The organism is Leucobacter manosquensis (genome assembly GCF_018304845.1).
GTDB classification, from domain to species: domain Bacteria; phylum Actinomycetota; class Actinomycetes; order Actinomycetales; family Microbacteriaceae; genus Leucobacter; species Leucobacter alluvii.
Genome location: NZ_JAFEVO010000001.1, coordinates 468,821 through 490,548, shown reverse-complemented (window position 1 = coordinate 490,548; position 21,728 = coordinate 468,821). Strand labels below are relative to the sequence as shown.

The 21,728-nt window shown below is 66.8% G+C and carries 20 protein-coding genes; 2 read left to right on the top strand and 18 right to left on the bottom strand.

The window, feature by feature from the left end; all coding sequences use genetic code 11:
• Positions 1 to 11 precede the first annotated feature (11 nt).
• The 8 genes from JSQ98_RS02245 to JSQ98_RS02210 all read right to left on the bottom strand — a co-directional run bounded on the left by JSQ98_RS02245 (position 12) and on the right by JSQ98_RS02210 (position 8,700).
• Positions 12 to 536, bottom strand: a complete 525-nt coding sequence (locus tag JSQ98_RS02245) for a YceD family protein (protein ID WP_234037208.1) — start codon at positions 534 to 536, stop codon at positions 12 to 14.
• A gap of 132 nt (positions 537 to 668) precedes the next feature.
• A complete protein-coding gene (coaD, locus tag JSQ98_RS02240; protein WP_090148411.1) occupies positions 669 to 1,160 on the bottom strand; it encodes a pantetheine-phosphate adenylyltransferase in 492 nt (163 codons plus the stop codon).
• 69 nt (positions 1,161 to 1,229) lie between these two features.
• Positions 1,230 to 2,210, bottom strand: coding sequence for a siderophore-interacting protein (locus tag JSQ98_RS02235; protein ID WP_211648188.1), 981 nt, complete (start codon positions 2,208 to 2,210; stop codon positions 1,230 to 1,232).
• 77 nt (positions 2,211 to 2,287) lie between these two features.
• On the bottom strand, positions 2,288 to 2,977 hold the full coding sequence (locus tag JSQ98_RS02230; protein ID WP_200329194.1) for a response regulator: 690 nt from the start codon (positions 2,975 to 2,977) through the stop codon (positions 2,288 to 2,290).
• Positions 2,974 to 4,398, bottom strand: coding sequence for a sensor histidine kinase (locus JSQ98_RS02225; RefSeq protein WP_249290696.1), 1,425 nt, complete (start codon positions 4,396 to 4,398; stop codon positions 2,974 to 2,976). Before JSQ98_RS02225 ends, JSQ98_RS02230 begins: the two co-directional genes overlap by 4 nt.
• 40 nt (positions 4,399 to 4,438) lie before the next feature.
• Positions 4,439 to 5,341 (bottom strand): ABC transporter permease, encoded by a 903-nt coding sequence (locus tag JSQ98_RS02220; protein WP_090148403.1) that lies wholly within the window; start codon positions 5,339 to 5,341, stop codon positions 4,439 to 4,441.
• A gap of 73 nt (positions 5,342 to 5,414) precedes the next feature.
• Complete coding sequence (locus tag JSQ98_RS02215; RefSeq protein ID WP_090148401.1) at positions 5,415 to 6,326, bottom strand: ABC transporter ATP-binding protein; 912 nt, start codon at positions 6,324 to 6,326, stop codon at positions 5,415 to 5,417.
• 160 nt (positions 6,327 to 6,486) lie between these two features.
• Entirely contained in the window at positions 6,487 to 8,700 is a 2,214-nt protein-coding gene (locus JSQ98_RS02210) for an ATP-dependent DNA helicase RecG (RefSeq protein WP_211648187.1), read from the bottom strand.
• A 44-nt stretch (positions 8,701 to 8,744) separates the two neighbouring features.
• Between JSQ98_RS02210 and rsmD the strand changes: the two genes are divergently transcribed.
• On the top strand, positions 8,745 to 9,335 hold the full coding sequence (rsmD, locus tag JSQ98_RS02205; protein WP_211648185.1) for a 16S rRNA (guanine(966)-N(2))-methyltransferase RsmD: 591 nt from the start codon (positions 8,745 to 8,747) through the stop codon (positions 9,333 to 9,335).
• 209 nt (positions 9,336 to 9,544) lie between these two features.
• On the opposite strand, the gene JSQ98_RS02200 is transcribed toward rsmD, so the two are convergent.
• A complete protein-coding gene (locus tag JSQ98_RS02200; protein ID WP_090148395.1) occupies positions 9,545 to 11,014 on the bottom strand; it encodes an NAD-dependent succinate-semialdehyde dehydrogenase in 1,470 nt (489 codons plus the stop codon).
• Between the two features lie 44 nt (positions 11,015 to 11,058).
• Complete coding sequence (gene gabT / locus JSQ98_RS02195) at positions 11,059 to 12,396, bottom strand: 4-aminobutyrate--2-oxoglutarate transaminase (RefSeq protein WP_090148393.1); 1,338 nt, start codon at positions 12,394 to 12,396, stop codon at positions 11,059 to 11,061.
• A gap of 157 nt (positions 12,397 to 12,553) precedes the next feature.
• Between gabT and JSQ98_RS02190 the strand changes: the two genes are divergently transcribed.
• Positions 12,554 to 14,167, top strand: coding sequence for a PucR family transcriptional regulator (locus JSQ98_RS02190; RefSeq protein ID WP_249290695.1), 1,614 nt, complete (start codon positions 12,554 to 12,556; stop codon positions 14,165 to 14,167).
• A gap of 24 nt (positions 14,168 to 14,191) precedes the next feature.
• On the opposite strand, the gene JSQ98_RS02185 is transcribed toward JSQ98_RS02190, so the two are convergent.
• The 8 genes from JSQ98_RS02185 to JSQ98_RS02150 form a co-directional block, all read right to left on the bottom strand.
• Complete coding sequence (locus JSQ98_RS02185) at positions 14,192 to 15,481, bottom strand: Ig-like domain-containing protein (protein ID WP_211648184.1); 1,290 nt, start codon at positions 15,479 to 15,481, stop codon at positions 14,192 to 14,194.
• Between the two features lie 95 nt (positions 15,482 to 15,576).
• Complete coding sequence (locus tag JSQ98_RS02180; RefSeq protein ID WP_211648183.1) at positions 15,577 to 16,197, bottom strand: signal peptidase I; 621 nt, start codon at positions 16,195 to 16,197, stop codon at positions 15,577 to 15,579.
• 7 nt (positions 16,198 to 16,204) lie between these two features.
• Entirely contained in the window at positions 16,205 to 16,876 is a 672-nt protein-coding gene (locus JSQ98_RS02175; RefSeq protein WP_211648182.1) for a hypothetical protein, read from the bottom strand.
• Positions 16,873 to 17,352: a hypothetical protein gene (locus JSQ98_RS02170; protein WP_211648181.1), complete on the bottom strand. Its 480-nt coding sequence runs from the start codon at positions 17,350 to 17,352 to the stop codon at positions 16,873 to 16,875. The genes JSQ98_RS02175 and JSQ98_RS02170 overlap by 4 nt, the downstream gene beginning before the upstream one ends.
• 152 nt (positions 17,353 to 17,504) lie before the next feature.
• Entirely contained in the window at positions 17,505 to 18,131 is a 627-nt protein-coding gene (locus tag JSQ98_RS02165) for a hypothetical protein (protein WP_211648180.1), read from the bottom strand.
• Positions 18,128 to 18,751: a hypothetical protein gene (locus JSQ98_RS02160; RefSeq protein WP_211648179.1), complete on the bottom strand. Its 624-nt coding sequence runs from the start codon at positions 18,749 to 18,751 to the stop codon at positions 18,128 to 18,130. The genes JSQ98_RS02165 and JSQ98_RS02160 overlap by 4 nt, the downstream gene beginning before the upstream one ends.
• A gap of 45 nt (positions 18,752 to 18,796) precedes the next feature.
• Positions 18,797 to 19,501, bottom strand: a complete 705-nt coding sequence (locus JSQ98_RS02155; protein ID WP_211648178.1) for a hypothetical protein — start codon at positions 19,499 to 19,501, stop codon at positions 18,797 to 18,799.
• Between the two features lie 48 nt (positions 19,502 to 19,549).
• The gene (locus tag JSQ98_RS02150) at positions 19,550 to 21,139 is read right to left on the bottom strand and encodes an RCC1 domain-containing protein (protein WP_211648176.1); all 1,590 of its coding nucleotides are present in this window, start codon (positions 21,137 to 21,139) and stop codon (positions 19,550 to 19,552) included.
• Positions 21,140 to 21,728 lie beyond the last annotated feature (589 nt).

The window sequence follows — 21,728 nt, the reverse complement described above, 5'->3', positions numbered from 1 at the left end:
TGCTCTCTTTCCTACTTGCTTGCGGACTCGGGAGTCTCACCCGAGCCGTGGTCTACTTCAGCCTCGACTGCATTGGTCGCTGCTCCTTCCGGAGCAAAGCCCGCCAGCGCTGCCCAGCGAGGATCGATCTCCACACTGTTATTCGCTGCAGCCTCGGTATCGCGCAACTCACCGGACTCGGGATCGAGACCCGGGCAGTCCGGACGACACACAGGCTGGAACGGAAGTGCAAGCACTACCGCGTCTCGGAGCGGAGGTTCAAGATCCACGTGATCACCGTGAACCTCATACTCGTCGGCCTCCGTAGGAGTATACGCGAAAAGTTCCTGGAACTCGACTTGAAACGGCGTGGTGAAATCTTTCAGGCATCGGCCGCACTGCGCATGCATCGTCGTGTCGACCTCGGCAGACACGAGAATCCCCTCGTGCACGGACTCGAGACGCACATCGAGGTCGAGTTCGACCCCCTCCGGAATCTCCGCCAGGCTTTCGCCCAGCTTCTCCGGTACCGTCACCGTGCGCGAGCGCTCTCGCATCTCCCCCGGACGGTTGATGATGTCGCGAACGTTCTCCTCGTAGACTCGGCTCTTACTCACCGATACATTCTACCGCGGCCTACGCCTTCGAACGTTCTCCTCCGCGGCGGGCGAAACACTGCCGTGCGCGCGTCACGCCGGACGGCGCTTGTCGAGGAAGCGCGCGACAGCGGGCGGAACATACGGGCTCACATCTCCGCCCATGCCAGAGACCTGGCGCACCAACGTGCTCGAGACGTGCGCGTGAGCGGGGTCGGGCAGCATGAACACCGTCTCGACTTCAGCGAGGCTCCGGTTCATGATCGCCATCGGCGTCTCATAGGAGACATCGATCTGAGAGCGGATGCCCTTCACCAGCACGGAAGCGCCGACTTCGGTGCAGTAGTCCACGAGCAGGCCGACCGACCACGACGCCACCGTGATGTTCTGGGGCGCCCCGGCTTCGTCGAGGGACTTCTGAATCAACGTCATCCGCTCAGAGATCGGCAGCATCGCGTGCTTGTTGGGATTGTGCACGACCAGTACGTGCAATTCGTCGAAGATGCCGGCGGCCCTGAGAATGACGTCGAGGTGCCCCATCGTCACCGGGTCGAAGGAGCCGGGAACCACAGCGATTTTCGTCATGCCATCAGCCTAGGGTTTACCGCCGCAGGATTCCTTGGGAATGCACCGATACGGAGGGCCGGCCGTCGATCAGTTCTCGGCACGCCCGCGACGCCAGTACCCCATGAAAGCCACGGATTGGCGGTCTATGCCGCGCTCGGCGACGAGGTGGCGCCGGATCAGTTTGATGGCGCCCGCCTCTCCGGCGAGCCACGCGTAGCCATCGGAGCGCCGCTCATCGATCGGGATCCGCGCTCCGGTGGCGGCGTCCATGCCCGGCACCTCCCAGAGGATCTCGCGATCCACATCGATCTCCTGCAGTTCGCGCCCGCGTGTTCCGCCGCCGTCGACGCGCTTCCCCAGCGCATCTGCTGGCAAACCGGGAAACACCGTGTCGAGCGCGCGCACCGCTGCCACGAGAGCGGCTCCGCGATCCGCATCATCGCGCTCGAGCACCACGAGCTCCAGTCGCCCCGCTGCCCGCATCGCACCGGCTTGGAGCAGCGACGCGTCGGAAGCATGGGCGACCTCGAGAATCACTCGGGCGCAGGCATCGTCGTCGAGCGATTCGAGGATGCCTGCGATTGCTGGGAGCGCAGTATCGTCGCCCACGATCAGGAAACGGCGCGCGTCGCGCGGAGGAATCCACCCGACCGCCGCACTCGGCGCCCCATGCTCGGCGTCGGGGCCGAGGATCACGAGCGCATCTCCGACGGCCGCCGCTTCCGCCCAGGCCGAGGCGGGCCCCGGGTTCTCCCCGTGGCGCGCGAAATCAATGGTCAGCCTCGCACCCGATTCGTCGTGCGAGAACGCTCTCGGGGTGTACGTGCGCATCGGCGGCCGCTCGTCGTCGTCGAGGGCGCACCAGGACTGGTACCACCCGTCGCCGTCTTCGAGCGGCGCAATTGCACCTCGCCGGTTCGGCAGCAGCAGCTTGACGCGCTGATCCGTGCCCACGTATCCGAAGCGTTCGAGACCCTCCCCGGTCAGCACCACGCGCACGAACCCGGGCGAAGGCCGCGTCGCCGAGGCTACGACGACATGGAAGAGGCGGTATGGGGACGTGCTCACGAGGGTCTCCCTGTGTGATCGGCGAGGGGCATCGGCGAGGCACGATGCTCCGAGTGGAATTCGGCGGCTGAGCGCGTTCAGAGCCCGTGCTGCTTGGCGAAGATCACTGCGTGCACGCGATCGCGCAACTGCAGTTTGGCGAGGACTCGGCCGACGTGGGTCTTCACCGTGGACTCCGAGAGGTACAGCTCGGCGCTGATCTCCGCGTTGTTCTTGCCCTCCGCGATGAGACGCAAGACGTCGAGCTCTCGATCCGTGAGCGCTTCGAGGGCCGTGTCGCGCGCCGGAAGGTCTGCGGTTTCTCCCGCACCGAGCCCGGCACCTCCGCCCGTGCGCAGTTGATCGAGCAGCCGACGGGTGACGCTCGGCGCCATCGCCGCGTCCCCCGCAGCGACCCTGCGGATCGCGTCGATCAGTTCCGTCGGGCGCGCGTCCTTCAATAGGAAACCGCTCGCCCCCGCCTGGATCGCACCGGTCGCGTACTCGTCGAGGTCGAACGTGGTGAGCACGACGACGCGGACATCGGGGAACCGGCGCACGATCTCAGCGGTCGCATCGATGCCGTTCATTCCCGGCATCCGCACATCCATGAGCACGAGGTCGCAGCCGTTCGTTCCGAGTGCCTCGAGCTGTTCGAGCGCAGCCGCTCCGTCTGCCGCCTCAGCGATCACGTCGATGCCCGGCTCCCCCAGCAGCACCAGCTTGAAGCCGGTGCGGATCAGTTCTTGATCGTCGACCAGCATGACTCGGATGTCCTCTGCGCTCATCGGCGCTCCTCTCGTGGCGGTGCGGGTGACGGGCCGGCCTGCATCGGCGGCGGGGGCCCTGCGGATCCGTCGGCTCCGCTGGCGGCGGCGCTCACCGGAAGGACGGCCCACAACCGCCATCCTCCGCCTTCGCTGCTCGCCACCGGGCCCGATTCGATCTTGCCACCGAATACTCTGGCTCGTTCGGCGAGCCCCGCGAGGCCGCGCCCCGACCCGAGGCCGGCCACCGGTTGCGGCTCACCGGGCGCCGGGCCGAAGTCGCGCACCAGCACGGTGGTGCGATCGGTGTCGCGCTGCACCTGCACGCGGACGCGCGCACCGGTTCCCGCATACCGCAGCACGTTGGTGAGCCCCTCCTGCACCACTCGGTAGACCGCGAGATCCTGCCCACGGTCGCCGGCCGCCTCGCCGGTGACCTGCAGCGTCACCGCGAGCCCGGCATCCACGAACCCGTCGACGAGCTGCGGAAGGTCTTCGACGCCGGGCTGCGGGAGGAGGTCGGCCTGCTCACCAGTGGAATGCAGCGCACCGAGCAGTCGTCGCATCTCGGCGAGCGCGGTGCGCCCGGTCTCGGCGCTGCGCCGCATCGCGTCGGCTGCGGCCTCGGGCGCGCGCTCCGATGCGCGCGCCGCGCCTTCCGAGAGGGCGATCATCACGGACACGGAGTGGGCGACGATGTCGTGCATCTCGCGAGCGATGCGCGAACGCTCTTCCGCGACGGCGAGTTGCGCGAGCTGGTCGCGTTCGCGCACCAGTTGGTGCGCCCGATCGATGACCGCGGCGATGTATCTGCGGCGGTTGCCGAGGTTGATTCCGAGCATGAGGATCGCCAGGAGCCACATCGCGCTCACGACCGACAGCGTGACCAGCTCGCCGATGCTCTGCACTGCGCCGGTGTCGGCCGCGATGAGGTTCGCCGGGCTCGTGGTCTCGAACTCGGTGGTACCGCGCCAGAACGACAGTGCGGACTGCAGCAGTGCCCCGCCGACGGCGATGCCGTAGGCGACCCACCCGGCGGCGACGCTGCGATAGACCGGCACCGCGTAGAGCAGGAACATGAGAGCCACGCCGTTTGCGAGGCTCTGCATCCCCTGTTCTCCGAACGTGACGACCACGATGACGATGAGGCCGAGCAGCGGGAACCGGCGTCGGTACAGCAGCGTCGCGGCGATGAGGAGGATGCGGGCCGCGGCGATGAGCACCCACGGCCAGGTGAGGTGCTCGGGTACGCCCGCCCACGTGCTGGAGCCCGTCGCCTCGTCCCAGGTCGCTGAAGCGGCGATGTCCAGGCTGATCCCCAGAGCGCTGCCGATGAAATACCAGACGACGATCGTGATGTCGACTGCGCGGGGGTGCGCGGCGAAGGCCCGCCGGATCACTCCGGGCGGGCGAGGGAGGCGCACCTCGGCGTCCGGCGTCATACCGTTCACTGTACTGGCCCGCCTCCCGCATCGCTCTCGGTCAGTGAGCGTCCCGACGCTTGAAGACGCCGACGGCAGGAAGCACGACGGCAGCGACCCAGACGATCATCGCGAGCGTGGCGACCCAGAATGTCGGGCCGCTGGCGACGTCGACGATGCCGCGCGACATCACGGTGCCCAGCTGCGCCGGGAGGTACTCGCTGACGGTGGTGACCCACGCCCAGCCGGTCATGGTCAGCACCTGGAACACGATCGGCAGAACGAACGTCACCCCTGCCACAACCGCGATGCCGCCGGCGGTCGAGCGCAGCAGCACCGAGACGCCGAAGGCGAACAGTGAGATCAGCACAAGGTAGGCGACCGTTCCGAGCACCCCGGAGACCACCATGGAACTGCCGAGCTGCGCCGCGCTCGCCGGGTAGCAGATCAGTGCGACGGCGAGGCCGCCTGCGACGAGCACCAGCGCCGTGAGCGCCGAGACCCCGGCGAGCACGATCGCTTTCCCGAGAAACACAGGGGTGCGCTTCGGCACCGCGGTGAGCGTCGAGAGAATCATGCCGCTCGAGTACTCGCTCGAGATCGCGAACACCCCGAGCACTCCGAAGATCAGCGCGAGAAACGGTGCTGCGAAGGTCGAGACGACAAGGAGATAGAACTGCAGGTCGCTGGCGCCGGCACCGAATGCGGCGCCTTCCGAGCCACCGGCGGCCGACCGCATCTCGTTGCTGAAGAGAAGAGCGATCGCGGCGCTCAACCCGATGCCGACCACCACCGTGATGATCAGCGTGAGCTTGATGCTTCGGAGCGATGTCAGTTTGATGCGCTCAGAGCGAAGCACCCCGGCGAAGGTGACGCCTGCCGATCTCGCGCCGCCTGGCGTGCGCGGTCGTGCTGGCGGTTGCGATGGCGCCGAACCGGCGTCGATCACGATGGTGGAAGTCATGGGTGTCTCGTTTCTGTGTCGAGGTGTCATCGAAGTGTGGAGTGAGCGCCGGGGGCGGGCTCGGCCGGCATCCTCATGAGGCGGTGTACTCGACCTCGCCGCGCGTGAGTTCCAGGTAGGCCTCCTCGAGGCTCGCCGTCTGCGGGCTCAGTTCGTGGAGCTCGATCTGGTACGCCGCGGCTACCGATCCGATGTCGGCGGCGGTGAAGCCGCGAGCGCTGAAGCCCTCGTCGCCGAGTGGTTCGAGCACGGCCCCCTCCCGGTGCGAGTTCATGAGCAACGATGCAAGCTTCGTGGCCTGCGGGCTGCGCACGGTCACGCTCCCGCTCCGAACTCCCCCGATGAACTCGGCGATCGGCGCGTCAGCGACGACGCGCCCCCGACCGAGCACGATCACGTGGTCGGCGGTTTGCGCCATCTCGCTCATGAGGTGACTCGAGAGCAGCACCGTGCGCCCTTCTGATGCGAGATGACGCAGCAGTTGCCGCACCCAGAGCACCCCGTCCGGATCGAGACCGTTGACCGGCTCGTCGAGTATCAGGATCTGCGGATCGCCGAGCAGCGCCGCTGCGATGCCCAGGCGCTGGCCCATGCCGAGCGAGAAGCCGCCGACACGCCGGTTGGCGACCGCTGAGAGACCCGTCTGCTCGAGCACTTCCGAGACGCGGGTGTCCGGGATTCCGTGCGTTGCTGCAAGAGCGCGGAGATGGCTTCGCGCGCTCCGTCCCGGGTGCACGCCCTTCGCGTCGAGCAGTGCCCCGACCTCGGCGAGTGGGGCTGCCGTGTCGGCGTATTTCGCGCCGTTCACCGTGACGGTGCCCGACGTCGGCCGGTCGAGTCCGACCATCAACCGCATGCTCGTCGACTTGCCGGCGCCGTTCGGCCCGAGAAAGCCGGTGACCTGCCCCGGTGCGATGCTGAAGCTGACGTCGTCGACCGCCGTTGTGCTGCCGTACTGCTTCGTGAGTCCGCGCGCTTCGATCATGATGTCTCCGTTTCTGCTGCTGCCGAACTTCCGGCGTTGCTTCAACGGTAGGTTCGACGCCTCGCGCGCACATCCATCGCAGGTGCCGCCCGTCGTGGTACCCGAGTACCGGGCGCCCGCAGCGTCGCGCAGGCGGTCGGCGCGGGGCGCGCCTTGCTCGCTACGACTTCGCGAGGTTGTCGAGCAGGCCCGCTTCCTGATCTTTGGCGATCAGTTCGGCCAGGCCGGGTGCCCCCGTGAGTTCGGGATCGCGGGCGAGCAGTTCGCCGGCCACCTCCCGCGCGTGCGCGATGAGCGGGCCGTGCTCTGCAACCCGGAGCAGTCGGAGCGTCGATCGCCCGCCGGACTGGGCCGTCCCAAGGATGTCGCCCTCGCGCCGCAGTTCGAGATCGATCTCTGCGAGCGCGAATCCGTCTGAGGTTGCAGCGACCGCATCGATGCGCTCCCGCGCTACCGTGCCGGCCTCAGCGGTGGTCATCAGGAGGCAGAGGCCGGCGTGCTCGCCTCGACCCACGCGGCCGCGCAACTGGTGCAATTGGGAGATACCGAACCGGTCGGCGTCTCGGACGATCATGATCGACGCGTTCGGCACGTTCACGCCGACCTCGATCACCGTGGTCGCCACGAGCACCCCGATGGCGCCCGACGCGAAGCCCCGCATCACTCGGTCCTTCTCGTCGGGCGCCATACCTCCGTGCAGGCCGGCGATCACGACCCCCGCGAACGCGGGGTGCCGGCGCAGTTCTTCGACGGTCTCCTCGACGTTCGCGAGACGACGGGTGTCAGCCGTCTCCGGAGCGCGTCCGTCGCCTCCGGCCGCGTCACCGCGGTCCGGCTCCTCCGCACCTGCCTCGACCTCACCGGGGGCGATGGCGGGGCAGACGACATAGATCTGGCGTCCTGCAGCCAGGTCCTCGCCCGAACGCGCCCAGACGCGCGCGGCACGATTGGGCATCTCGATCTCTGGCACCGCGAACGTGGAGATCCCCTGGCGCCCGGGCGGCAGCTCCCGGATCGTCGTGACCTCCAGATCCCCGAATGCGGTGAGCGCGACCGTTCGCGGAATCGGCGTGGCCGTCATCGCCAGGACGTGCGGCTGGGCGCCCTTCTGGCGCAGCGCTTCGCGCTGCTCGACACCGAACCGATGCTGTTCGTCGACGACGATCAGCCCGAGATCGAGGAACGTCACCCCTTCGCTGATCAGTGCATGGGTGCCGACGGCGATCCGCGAGGCCCCCGACACCAGCGCGAGGAGTACACGCTTCCGCTCCGCCGCCGGCATCCGTCCCGTGAGCAGCACGGGCCTCAGCTCTTCGGTGAGTGCGGGGCCGAGGGCCTCGACGATCGAGCGGAAGTGCTGCGCCGCGAGCACCTCGGTCGGCGCGAGCAGCGCGCTCTGCCCGTCCCCCTCCGCGACCTGGAGCATGGCTCGAAGCGCGACGAGCGTCTTCCCCGATCCGACCTCTCCCTGCAGCAGCCGATGCATCGGATGCGGCTCGGCGAGCTCGGCTGAGATCGTCGCCCCCGCACGCCGCTGATCGCCGGTCAGCTCGAACGGCAGCGCTGCGTCGAATCTCGCCAGAGGGCCGCCATCGGTGCCCGCCAGTCGCGGCGTGCTTGACTCCAGTCCGGCGCGTCGCCTCCGATCGAGCAGCGCGAGCTGCAGCTCGAACGCCTCGCGAAAGCGGAAGCTGTCTCGCGCGGCCCGCCAGTCGGCGTCGTGCTGGGGGCGGTGGATGTGCTCGAACGCCCGGCCGAGTCGCTCGATGCCTTCAGATTCCCTGACCTGGTCGGGAAGCGGATCCGGTACGTCTCCGAGGGCGTCGAGTGCCAGTTCGACTGCGCGCTGCAGGGTCCACGTCGGCAGCTGCGACGTGGCCGGATAGATCGGCACGGGCGTCTCCGACCATGCCTTCGCGGCCGCCTCGTCGAGCTGGTCGCCGCCGGGAGCATCCTCGCGATTCTCGAAGAGCTCGTACTCGGGATGCTGCAGCTGCAGCTGGTTGCGATACTCACTCACCTTGCCTGCGAACAGTCCGCGTTTGCCCGGCAAGAGCTCACGCCCTCGCCACTGCTGGTTGAAGAAGGTGAGGGTCAGGGTGCCCGTGCCGTCGGTGATGCGCACCTCGAGCAATTTGCCGTTGCGGCGCTGCATCTGGCGCTCGCGCACGTCGAGCACCTGCGCCACCACTGCGATCGGCTCCCCCACAGGCAGGTCGTTCAACGGAGTCAGCTCACCCCGGCGAGAGTACCGCCGCGGAAAGTGATAGAGCAGGTCGCCGACGGTGCGCATGCCGAATGCCCGCTCGAGCGGCTTCGCAGTTCGGTCGCCCACGACTCCGACGAGAGGCGTGTCGAGGGTCGCGCGAGTCATGCACCCAGCGTATCGCCGACCGCCGACGCGCTACGCTCGAACCTGTGACGAGAATCATCTCCGGAGCAGCCGGTTCCCTGCGTCTCGAGGTTCCGAAGTCGGGCACGCGCCCGACGAGCGACCGTGTGCGCGAGGCGATCTTCTCCACGCTGACGTCGTGGGACCTCATCGAGGGGGTGCGGGTGCTCGATCTCTACGCCGGATCCGGCGCGCTCGGGCTCGAAGCGGCAAGCCGCGGCGCCGCGACCGTCACACTCGTCGAGAAGCACCCGCAGGCCGCTGAGATCGCGAAGCGCAACACGCGCACGGTACTCGGCGCATTCTCGCCGGCGTCCACTGCAGCGCCTCGAATTGATGTCGTGCGCCAGTCGGTGCAGACGTTTCTGGCTTCCGAGGGCGAGCGATCCGTGACCCCGACGTGGGACGTGGTGATGATCGATCCGCCCTACGACCATTCGGAGACGGAGATCTCCGACGTGCTCAGCGCGCTCGCGCCGCTGCTCGCCGAGGGAGCCGCGGTGCTCGTCGAACGCAGCACGCGCACGCCGGAACCGACCTGGCCCTCAGGCATTCAGCCCATTCGCGAGAAGCGCTACGGCGAGACCGCACTGTGGTGGGCGGAGCCCGCGCTGTAGCGAACTCACCGGTCGGGGCATCGCCTCCCGCAGGCGATCCCGCTCCGCTCGGGCGCGGGCTCCGCACGGGCACCGTGCAACGAGGCATTCGCTGCGCGACGCCGGACGTCGCCACCAGCGTCTGAATCAGCGGGGAATCACGGGCCGGGAAACAGGAACGGGCCCGGGATCTCGCGATCCCGGGCCCGTTCACCGGACTTCGCCGACGCTCAGGAGCGCGGCAGGAGGGTGTACTTCGACGAGAGGAACTCGTGGATGCCCTCGAACCCGCCCTCACGGCCGATGCCCGACTGCTTCACGCCGCCGAAGGGCGCCGCAGCGTTCGAGACGAGGCCGGTGTTCAGGCCCATCATGCCGGTTTCGAGCTTCTCGATCATGCGGTGACCGCGACCGATGTTCTCGGTGAACACGTAGCTCACGAGACCGTACTCGGTGTTGTTGGCGATCTCGACCGCCTCCTCCTCCGTGGAGAAGCGGATGATGCCGAGCACCGGCCCGAAGATCTCCTCGCGCATGATCGCAGCCTGCGGGCTGATGTGGTCGATCACCGTGGGCTGGAAGAAGTGTCCCGGCCCATCGACGGCTTCGCCGCCGGTGACGATCTTCGCCCCGGTCTCCACGGCGTCCGCGACGAGACGCGCCGTGTTCGTCACGGCCTTCTCCTCGACGAGCGCGCCGATGTCGTTGCCCTCGTCTGCACCGCGCCCGATGGTCATCGCGGCGACCTTCTCGCCGACGCGACGCGCGAACTCGTCGGCGACGGACTCGTGCACGATGATGCGGTTCGCGGCGGTGCAGGCCTGGCCGATGTTGCGGAACTTCGCGAGCATCGCCCCTTCGACGGCCTTATCGAGATCCGCATCCTCGAAGACGATGAACGGGGCGTTGCCGCCGAGCTCCATCGAGGTGCGCAGCACGTTCTGCGCCGCTGCCTGGAGCAGCTTCACACCGACCGGCGTCGAACCGGTGAAGGAGAGCTTGCGCAGACGCGGATCGGAGAGCAGGGCGCTCGACTGAGCGCTCGACTTCGAGGTGGCGACCACGTTCACGACGCCCGCCGGAAGGCCGGCCTCTTCGAGGAGCTGTGCGAAGAAGATCGTGGTCAGCGGGGTGAGCGCCGCCGGCTTGATGACGACCGTGCAGCCCGCGGCAAGCGCGGGAGCGATCTTGCGGGTGGCCATCGCGAGCGGGAAGTTCCAGGGCGTGATGAAGTAGCAGGGGCCGACCGGCATCTGCGAGACGATCATCGTGCCGGTGCCCTCGGGGTTCTGGCGGTAGTCGCCCGGAACCCGCACGGCCTCTTCCGAGAACCAGCGGAGGAACTCGCCGCCGTAGACGACCTCGCCGCGAGCTTCGGCGATGGGCTTACCCATCTCCATGCTCATGAGAAGCGCGAACTCCTCCTTGCGCTCCATCAGCAGGTCGAATGCGCGACGCAGAATGTTCGAGCGTTCGCGACTCGAGGTCGCCGCCCACTCGGCCTGAGCATCGACGGCGGCGTCGAGCGCGCGAACCGCGTCCTCGACCGTCGCGTCGGCGATCGACTTGATGACGGCGCCGGTGGCCGGGTCGTGCACATCGAGCGTCGCACCGGAGGTCGACGGCTCCCAGGTGCCGCCGATGCCGAGGCCGGAGGCGACACGGTCGAGCAGATCCTGCTCGTTGGGCTTCAAAGCCATATTCGGTGTCCTTTCAGAGAATTCTGGATCGGAGTGTGCGCGCGTCAGTTCGCTGCGAGAGCATCGGCGACGACCTGCAGGCCTTCGCGCAGCAGCTCGTCGGAGATCGAGAGCGGCGGGAGGAAGCGGATGACGTTTCCGAAGGTGCCGCAGGTGAGCACGACCACTGCCTGCTCGCCTGCCGCCTTGGCGATCGCGCCGGTGAGCGCGGCTGCGGGCTTCTGCGAACCCGACTCGACGAGCTCGATGGCCTTCATCGCACCGCGTCCGCGGATGTCGCCGATGCGGTCATCGGACTTCTGCAGTTCGCCGAAGAAGTCGTCGATGATCGCGCCGATCTCGCGGGCGCGCTCGGTGAGGTTCTCGCGCTCGTAGGTGTCGATCGTCGCGAGTGCCGCGGCGCAGGCGATCGGGCTGCCGGCGTAGGTGCCGCCGAGGCCGCCCGCGTGCGCCGAATCCATGATCTCGGCGCGGCCGGTCACAGCCGACAGCGGCAGGCCGCCGGCGATGCCCTTCGCCGTGGTGACGAGATCGGGCACGACGCCTTCGTGGTTCGCGGCGAAGAGGTCGCCGGTGCGGGCGAAGCCGGTCTGCACCTCGTCGAGGATGAAGACGACGTTGTTCGCGGTCGCCCACTCCTGCAGCGCGGGAAGGAATCCCTCGGCCGGAGCGATGAAGCCGCCCTCGCCCTGGATGGGCTCGATGATGATCGCGGCGAGGTTGCCGGCACCGACCTGCTTCTCGATCTGGCTCAGCGCGACCGACGCGGCGTCGGCGCCCGAGAGGCCGTCACGGAACGGGTACGACGTCGGCACGCGGTACACCTCTGGAGCGAACGGACCGAAGCCGTCCTTGTACGGGATGTTCTTCGCGGTCATGCCCATGGTCAGGTTGGTGCGACCGTGGTACGCGTGATCGAAGACGACGACAGCGTTCTTCTTCGTGTAGTGGCGCGCGATCTTGATCGCGTTCTCGACGGCTTCTGCGCCCGAGTTGAAGAGTGCTGAGCGCTTCTCATGGTCGCCAGGGGTCACTTCGTTGAGCTTCTCGGCCACTGCGACGTACCCCTCGTAGGGGGTCACGGTGAAGCAGGTGTGCGTGAACTGCTGGACCTGGTTGGTCACGGCTTCGACGACGGCGGGCGCCGAGTTGCCGACGCCGGTCACGGCGATTCCGGAGCCGAGGTCGATCAGGGAGTTGCCGTCGACGTCAACCATGACGCCGCCGCCCGCTGCGACGATGGAAACTGGCAGTGCTACGCCGACGCCGGAGGCGACTGCCGCGTTCTTGCGTGCGAGGAGCTCCTGCGACTTGGGGCCGGGGATGCTGGTGACGAGCTTGCGCTCCTGCGGAAGCGAGGGACCGCCGGTGACTGCTGTCATGACTGATTCTCCTTATGAGTCTCGAGAGAACCCGCGTCCACGGGTTCAGGGTGATTCGGGAACAGCCTACGGCCTGCACCTCGTTTCCCAATCTGCCAGAATGGAGTTCAAGCCCCGTAAGTTTCGCCACTCCGGCAGGGGCGGATGCGGAGCAGCCATGGAAATCACGCCCCAATCGACTTCCGGTGCGCGCACCGCGCCCACCCTCCCGGTGTCTGTGCAAGCGGTGCAGGGGCCGACCATCGAGTTGGGCGAGCTGCTGCACCAGTACCAGCTGGAGCTCGCGCTCATCGCGGGAGCGAGCCGCGCAGCCTCGAGTCGTCCCGTGCAGTGGGTGCACGTCAGTGAGCTCGAGGACCCCGCGCCATTCCTGACGCCGCGAACCGTGCTGCTCACGACCGGCGCACGCTTCGGCTCGATGCGCACCGATGCCGACGCGGGCGACTACGTCCAGCGCCTCATCGACGCCGGCGTGACGGCACTCGGCGTCGCCGTCGGGCTGCACTGGGACCGGGTGCCGGCACTCGTGGTCTCAGCCTGCGACCGACTCGACCTGCCACTCTTCAGGGTGCCGTACGACACTGCGTTCATCGAGATCGTGCAGACGGCCGCCCGCCTCCTCGAGGCGAAGACCCGCGATCGCGACATCTGGTCACTCGAGTCGCAGCGAGCCGTCGCAAACGCGTCCCTGCATCGCGACGGCCTCGGCGCAGCCGTGCGAGAAGCCGCGTCACGACTCGGGCACTGGGTCTGCGTCACCGATCGCTTCGGGCGGGTCGTCGAATTCGCGCCCGAGCGCGCGCGGCCCGATCTCCCGGTCGAATGGGTGCGCCGGGAAGCCCGCCGACTCATCGAGCGCGGGGTGAGCGCCGGGCGCATCGAAACGGAATCCGGCACGGGAATGCAGCTCCAAACGCTGGGCCGCCAGGGGCATGTGCTCGGCGTGCTGGCCATCGAAGAACGCGGAGTGCCAGACATCGCCGAACGTGCCTTGCACGGGCTCGTCGCCGCCCTCGCCACCGTCCAGCTGGAGCACCGCAGCGGGATCCGCTCGGCGCAGGCGGTGCTCCGCGATGCCATCGTCGAACTGCTGCTCGCCGAGCAGCTTCCCCTGGCCGAACGCCTCTCGACCGATGCGCTGACACGGTTTCCCCGAGGACCCGTCGTCGTGGTGCGATATGCGATGCCGGATCGCCTCGACCCGACCTTCGCGGAAGATCTGCAGTCGCTCGACGCCGGGAGCCCCGGCCTCTTCACGGCGACGACGCACGCGGCTCCGCTCATCGTGGCAGAGTCGCGCCATCTTCCCGCGATCCGGCGCCTCTTCACCGCACACGGGCTCGGAGCCGGCATCTCCGACCGCGTCGCCCTCGAGAATCTGCGCGAGGGGTTGATGCAGGCGGAACTCGCGCTCGAACGCTCTGCCACGACCGCCGTACGTGCACCGGTCGAGTATTCGCCCGCCACCCACGAGGGCGTGATCCACCTGCTCGACGGGCTCCCAGAGGCGAAGCAGCGAGCGGAACTGCTGCTCGCTCCCGTGCGGCATCACGACCTGCGGCACGACGATCGCATCGAGGAGGCCTTGACCGGCTGGCTCGCCCACCATGGGCAGACGAGCGCCGCGTCCACCGAACTCGGGGTGCACCGCCATACGCTCCGCTCTCGCGTGCAGACGGCAGCCCAGCTCCTGCAGGTCGACCTGGACTCCCCCGATACGCGCGCCGAGTTGTGGGCGGCGCTCCGTCTGACAGCACGAACTCCTGACTAGGAGCGCTCCGAGTCGCCGGACGGGCTATCGGCGAACACGCAGGCGAGCTGCGGCTGCGACACCGATCGCGCCGAGGAGGAGCAGGCCGCCTCCGAACATCGCGCCTGCCGAAGGGTCAGCGGCTCCCGTACGTGCGAGCTGGGTGTGCGCGACACCCGCACCGGCAGGGGTACCCGACGCCGCGGGCCGGCCTTCGGGAGCGGGACTGGGCTGCACGGGCGGCGCGGGTTCGCCGGGAGCGCCGGGCGGCACGGGCGCCGGATCGACCGGGGCTCCAGGGTCGGGCACGGGGATGCCCGGCCCGGCGACATCGATCGTGATGATCGCCGTCGAGAACTGTCCATCGGGGTTCTCCACCCGGTACGTCGCCTCAGCAGCGCCGACGAATGCACTCGCTGGCGTGAACGTCACGGCACGCGACGGTTCCACGACCCAGTCGCCTTGGGCATCGTCCGGTTCGATGATCGTCACCTCTGCCTCAGCGTCGATCTCCGAGTCGTTGTCGAGCACGGCGACGGTGACCGGCGTGCCCGAGACCGTTTCGGCGCGGTCATCGCGGGCGACGGGCGGCTCGCCGACCGGATCCGCCTGCACGTCGACGCTGATCGTCGACGTCGAGCTGTATCCGCCGATCCCTGAGGCCGTGTACGCGACGGAAGCGATCCCGACGAAGCCGTCCGCCGGCGTGAACGTGATCGCTCCGGTGTCGTCGAGTTCCCAGGCGCCCGCAGCAGGGTCGCTCTCGCCGAGCGAGAAGGAGATCGTATCGAGCAGCTCTGCGGGAGCGAGGGTGTCGTTCGCCTTCCAGTCCGTGATCGTGACCGGCTGCCCGGAGGTCGTGGTGTAGCCAGAGTCGTCGACCGTGATGGGGACGGCGTAGATCTGCCAGCTCCACCCGAATGTTCCTTCGAGGCCCCGCGCTTCATTGCCGACCGTGTACGGCATGCCGACAATCTGAGTCGTGGCCGGAACTCCTTCACCCGCGGCGAGCACGCGGTCTTTCGCGTGCCCCTCCGCGTCCGCCCACGAGGCGTCGAAGTAGGCGTTGATATATGGAGCGATGTCACCGCCGACCACGGCTTCGACGGGGCGCACAGCGAGCGAGTACTTCGTGTCATTGTCGAACCCCATGCGAACACCCGCATAACTATCGGGAGTCATCCCTGCGAAATGGGCCTGCGAATAGTCGAGGTCGCCTGACGACGGCAGGGTCTCGGAGAGCGGAGCCGTTCCTGCGTCGACGGTGCCGATGTGATTCCAGTAGAACTCCTGCTGAATCACCGGCGTCCAGATCGGAATCGGCGCCGCGGCCATGGCCGGCGCCCCAATCCCGGCGATGAACGCCGTCGTTATAGTGACGCCAAGCAGCCCGGATGACACTCGCCGTCGAAACGTTTGGGGCTGAGCGTTCATCGATTCGTCTCGCTTCCGTCGGGGCCCGTGAGTGGGCGCACTGACACCTGTTGTATTTCAGCGTCCGTGGCGAGCGCACGAGTTCGCTCGGGCTTCGGGCTCGCTCCGGTGGGCTGGACGAAGTAGAGCAGCACGAGCCCAACAAGAACCGTGCCGACCCCCGCAATACCGAGCGGGCTTCGCAGTCCCTGCACGACGACCCCGAGCCCCGGTACCGTGAGTTGGAGCAGACCGGCTTCGTTCACCACATAGGGTTGCGGGTCTTTCGCGGCATTGGCGTCGCCCTGCAGCTCCAGTGTGACTGGTCCCTGCTCCGTCATTTCAGTCTCGACGACTCGATGGGTGACGGGGCCGCGACCGTCGGGGCGCGGCACCGTCACCACGTCACCGATCTCCAGGTCGGCAGCGGGAACCGTGCGCGTGAGAATCAGCGAGCCAGTGGGAATCCCTGGCTCCATCGACCCGGAGATCACGACGAGCGGACGGAGACCGAATGCGAGCGTCGCGATTACCAGCAGAATCGATCCTGCCCCTGCGACCGCGCCGATACTGAACAGAATCGAACGAACGATCCGAAAGACTCTCATGCCACCCCTGGCCTCTGCTGCGTCGCTCATCGCCGTGTCACGCTCCCGAAATGGCGGTCAACGCAATCGACAGATCCAACGCACCGCTTTCACGATCTCGGAGTTCGGGGAGGTCGAGCACATGCACGTAGACACGGAGCGTCGCGGCGCTCCCGTCGGGCCCAGACCAGGTCTCTCCGTCGAGCAGCGGCGGCGCATCACGAGCGGCGAGTACCAAATCCGCTGTCGCCGCATCATTCAGCGGCACGCCGTCGGCGGGGGAATCCGGGTTTCCGAGCACGGTCTCGACGCCGCCGTCCTCGCGAGTGACCGTGGCCGAAATTCGCGTCGCCTCACTGAGGTCGCCCTCTCCGGACACCGTAGAGGCGAGTGTCAGTGGCACTCGAGAGCTGTTGTTGCCGACGCGCAGCGTGGCCATCGCGGTGGCTCCCGGGACATAGGGTTCGTCCCCCGTGAGTGCAGCGTCGATACCATCGGTGCCGAACCCCGTCACGGTCTCGTCACCGTGGATGAGCAGCGCATCGAACTGAGTCTCGGCGGTGATTCCGAGCTCAGCTCGGTCGGAGAAGGCGGCTACCGTCGAGCCGACCACCGCACCACTGGCCGTCAGCGCCCCGATGATCATGAGCATCAGTGCCCAAGTGCTGCTCGACACCCGGTGCGTGGGCCGCGCACGATCCCGGTGCAAGGTCATCCGAGTTGCGCTCATGAGTCATTTCGTTTCTTGAGTGGGCGTCGCGCTGCACACGAGAGCAGCACGCCGGCGAGTCCGATCGCGATCCCCCACGCAGCGATCGCTGCTGGGCTTGACGCGCCGGTCATCGGAAGCCTCGGCTGCTCGGGCGCGCCGGGTTGACCGGGCTGGGCGGGCGGCAGAGCCGCCGGAGGTTCTGGGGCGAATGCTGCGTACTCCCAGTTCACTACCCCTGTCGCGGTGCGATACTCATCTCCGGCCTCGGCAGGCAGGTGCACCGATGCGGATACTGACACGACCTCGTCGTCGGCAACGTCCCCGACCTCGAAGACCTCACCGACGAGGCTCTCGGCGTTCCCGGTGTACAAGACATCGTCGTCAGTTCTCAGCTCGAGAGTCGCAGGATTCGGCCCCTCGAAGATGGTGCCAGTCACTTCCGTGACCCGGAGCGTCGGCGTGATCCTTGCGCTGGCGACGTTTCGCGCAGACATGTCCCATGCGACGCCGTGACCGGGCCCTGCCACACGAACTTCCACGCTCGTGGGCCCCACTGGCTCGAGCACCCCGGCGGCGAGCACCGGAGAGGCGACGGCACAGCTCAGCGCAAGAGCGATGACCGCGCTGAGAGCGATGCGACACGGTCTCATTGCAGCGTCATCTCCAGTTCGAAGGTCGTGCCGGCGGTCGTCTCCCCGATGATCGTGACGTCCACCGGCACCTGCTGGCCGTAGGCAGCCTGAGGTGCATCGGGTGCGAGCCACACCTTGATCAGGATCTGCGACGCGGGAGCGCCGGCCTCGCGCGTACCGATGTGGATGCCATTTGCGTCGTTGACCTGCTGCATGCTTCGGGGAATGCCGTCTGGATCCTGATTCACGCCATCGACCTCGATTCCGAATCGCAGATTTGGCGCGATCCAGGCTGCCTCGCCCTCGGGGGCGCTCAGCATCGCGCGCAGATCTGCAGGAGCTGATCCTTCGAGCAACGCGGCCTGGACCGTGAAGCTCGCCGTAGGACGAGTCGGGTATGCACGCTGATCGTCATAGAGCGTCGCAATCCCGCGAGAGTCGGGGGTGACTTCCGCGACGATATTGGGCTGCGCTGGATCCCCGTAGTGATCAGCGGGATCTGTCCCCTGAGCGACTGCGACTGAACCAGCGAGCGACCCGTTCGCCTGGAGCGTTTGTGTGAATGCGGCCGCCGTCGTGCCGATCAGGAACACCGAGCCGATGCCGAGCAAGACAGCCGCCAGCCGTATCGGGCGCTTCATTGCGAAACTCCCCTCATCGCCACCTGTACTCGCGCTGTTTCACGCTGCAACTCGTTGCCGGCATCTTCAGGCATCGTGACCGTCATCGTGAGGGTCTTCGCGTCTTCCGACTCGAAGTACCCGAGGTTCACCGGTGTCATGGCGTCGAGCTCGTCTCCGGGAACCCGGTCAAGCAGCACTTCACCGCGCACTTCGACCGTGTAGAGAAGCTGATCGAAGAGCGCCGATTCAGCAGGATCCCGGTTTAGAATCTCCATGCTGATCATGCCTGGCAGTTCAGGACTCGCGTTGCGCACGCCCAGCGTGAAGACGCGCGAAGCTCCTGGCCCGAATCCTTGTTCGAGGTCCATGGGTACATCGAATCCGTTCGAACGGGCGAACACCCAGTCCGATGCAGAGGGCTCCCACCCTGCGCCTTCGCGTCCCGTCACTTGGACGGCGAACGCGTCAGCTCCCGCTGCCCTGATCACGGCTCGACCGCCCACCCTTCCGGTTTCGGCCGCACCGGTGACCAGCGTGGTAGCCGCAACGAGGAGCAACCCGATGGCGACGATCGCACATGCGATGATCGCTCCGGCGATGTCACGACGGACACGTCGTTGCGAGCGAATCTGAGGCACGGATCACCTGCTTTCGAGTCATTCGAGTTGCGTGGTTGTCGAAGATCAGTTCACGGAAGTGCCGTCGAAGCGCGCTTGCAGATTGACCATGCCTCCGTTTGCGGCATTCGTCTCTTCTTGAGTCGCCCCTTCGATCAGCTCGACCCTGACGACGGTCACGACGCCGGCTTCCGCAGCGAGAGCGTCCAGTGCCGTGTTGGCGGCCGAGATCGTCGCGTCTTCGATGACCCACGACGCCGGCGTCGTGGAGGCGTCCGCCACTTGCGCAATGCTGACCCTCACGAGAGCCGCGTACGCATTGTTCCGAGTCTCCTGCGCGCCATCGGCGTCGACGGGCGTGGTGTCTTCGATCGAGACTTCCAACGTCGAGCCGAACGTCGGGGAAGCGTTGAGAACGGGAATGCTCACGTCGACCGGAGCCCCGCCCGGGATGAGCGAATCAGCGCCTGCAATGGGCACGACATCCACGGCATCGGGATTTGCCTCGATCCAGCTTGCGACATCTCCAACCGTGTCTTCCTGCCCGGCGGAAACCTGGATGTTGTAGACGTTATCGGGGCCGCCGAAGCCGCCATCACCGCCGAGATTCAGCAAGCCAAAATCAGTGAATGCGGCGACTGTTGCGAGGGCTCCGACACCGATCAGTGCGCCGCCCGCGATGATCAGGCGCTTTCTTCCGCGCCGCCGTTCGGTGGGAGCTTCGGTGGGGGCGTCAGAGGGTGCGTCTGAAGACTGCAGCGTTTCGTTCATGAGTGTCGCCTTTCGCGTGATGAGTGACTGGAGAATTTCATGGTGGGACTATTTGAGGACGGGTGTCGTGGCAGTGGACGTCGCGGTGATGGGAGCTCCGAATGGCGTCGAAACGGTTGCGGCCCGCTGGTCGTGGATCTTGTACGTGGCTCCTGCCGTGCCGCAGGTCACCCACCCGGTGGCTACGATTGTGCCTCCGCCCCACCCCCAGACGGCTCCGTCGGCAGAGGTGGCCCACGCAGCACACTGCGTCGAGCTGAGCCTGGCGATGGGGACCTCCCCCGGTATGCCACCGACAAGGCGAGGGAGCGTGACGATATCTGCGGCGACATTGCTGGTGCAGGGGTTTGAGCCCGATGTCCGTTCGCCGACGGCTTGGCACAAGTTGTTGCGACCCCAGCCATACACGAGTCCGTCTCGGGTCAGCGCTTGCATCGATCCCACTCCCGAAACGGTGGTGTCGACATTCGAGAGTGCAAGCGCCGGCCGGTTTCTGAAGTTCGGGTCGGCCTGGTTCGTGCTGCTCGGACGGCCGAGGAAGTAGAACCCGTACGTGGTGTCCGTCGAGACCAGCCAGGTGTACAGGTCGCCGTTCTGCAGGAGGAGACGCGGCGCACGCGTGGAGAATCCGAGTTGGCGAACCGGGCACTCGCTCGCATCCACCCCGTTCTCCTTGCGCATCGGCTGGGCGCATGGACCCGTCGTGACTTCCGCTTGATGTTCAACGATCGCTTGATACCTCGCGGTGCGCTCCGCTTCTGTGGGCAACGCCGATGGGTCGTATGTCAGCCCGTCGGCGGTCTGATACCACTCCGGGTATCGTTCGAACAGCACCTGGTTGGCGCCCTGATTGAGAATCGGGCATCCCTGATTCGTTTGAGTAGTGGACACCCCATTGGAGTTGTCCCAGCCCCAGGTGTAGATCAGGCCGTTCGTTGCGACTCCGCCCGCAGAAACATAGCCGCCCCAGATGGTGTGCCAGACGACATCACCCGTGCTGTTGGAGACGCAGGCACCAAGGCCCGGCGTAGCTGTCGTCGTATTTGCTCGCGAAGGAAGCGGCTTATTGCCGGTCGTCGGGGTCGGCATGTTCTCGCCACCATAACCCCACGCCCACAGCGTGCCGCTGACATCCAACGCATATACCTGGTTCTCGATCTGCTGGAGATCGATGATCTCGGGCAGCGCCTCACCGGTGTCAGTTGTCGTGACTTGACCTGGCGTCCAAGACTCGGAAGCGGAGATTGGGCCGCGCCCGATGAGCGTGTGCCCTCCCCAGGCTTGACCCCACGTCCAAACGCGCCCCTGGTCGTCGAGCGCAGAGAACAAGGTCTGCTGCCCCCAGTTGAAATCGTTTCCAGATGAGCCCGCATCGACAATCCGCACCCCTTCTGGGAAGACAACCTGGTTTGGGGGAGTCAAGTTCAGTGCGGCGCTTGCAGTTCCCGCGCCATTTCCGCTTCGCCGATCCCCCGAGACGTACAGTTCGCCGAAACGATTCAGATACAGCGCCGAACCGGGCGACATGTCTTGACGTACCGGATACGCCGAGATCATGACCTCGGTTGCGAGTTCTGCTCTCGCATAACTGGATGACTGAAACCCGGCGACCGTGGTCGATGCGGTGAACGCCAGCACGCCAAGTGCCGCCGCGCTCGCGATCGCGGCCCGAACGATCCCCCGCCTGCTGCCCACTCGTTTCGCCTCCTGCCCGTGCACCGACGCTGGTGCTGCGGCGCCTCGCATGGAGTGCAGTCCCGCTCAACGATCGCGGATGGCGCCAGCTGCCGTATCACCATAAGTACGTCGGAAACCGATAGTCAATGATGTTCTCGCGAGCGCCGAGAACAACGCCTTTCCCCAGTCAGGGCAACGATTCAGTAGAGGACCGCACTGCTTTAAGTAGCGATTCTTACCGTTCTGAGTAGTGCCTATTCACGAACGTACGCAGAAGCACTACGCGATTCACTTCCGGGCGAGATGCGTCAGTAGTAGTACGGTCCGCCTCACTGCGTGTCCAGACTCCGACTACCGCAGAAACTGAAGTTCGATACTCAACGTCGTGGTCGGAGCGAAATGTGCTCTCGTATGCACAAATCGCTGTCATCGGGGTATTCATCGTCTACCTGTTGCTCGGTCACGTTGCCGGAGACGAAGGTTCCCGGGAGAAGCACCGCGAGGGCACGGCCATAGCACGCCTCATGGTGTACGTGCTGATCGGCGTCGC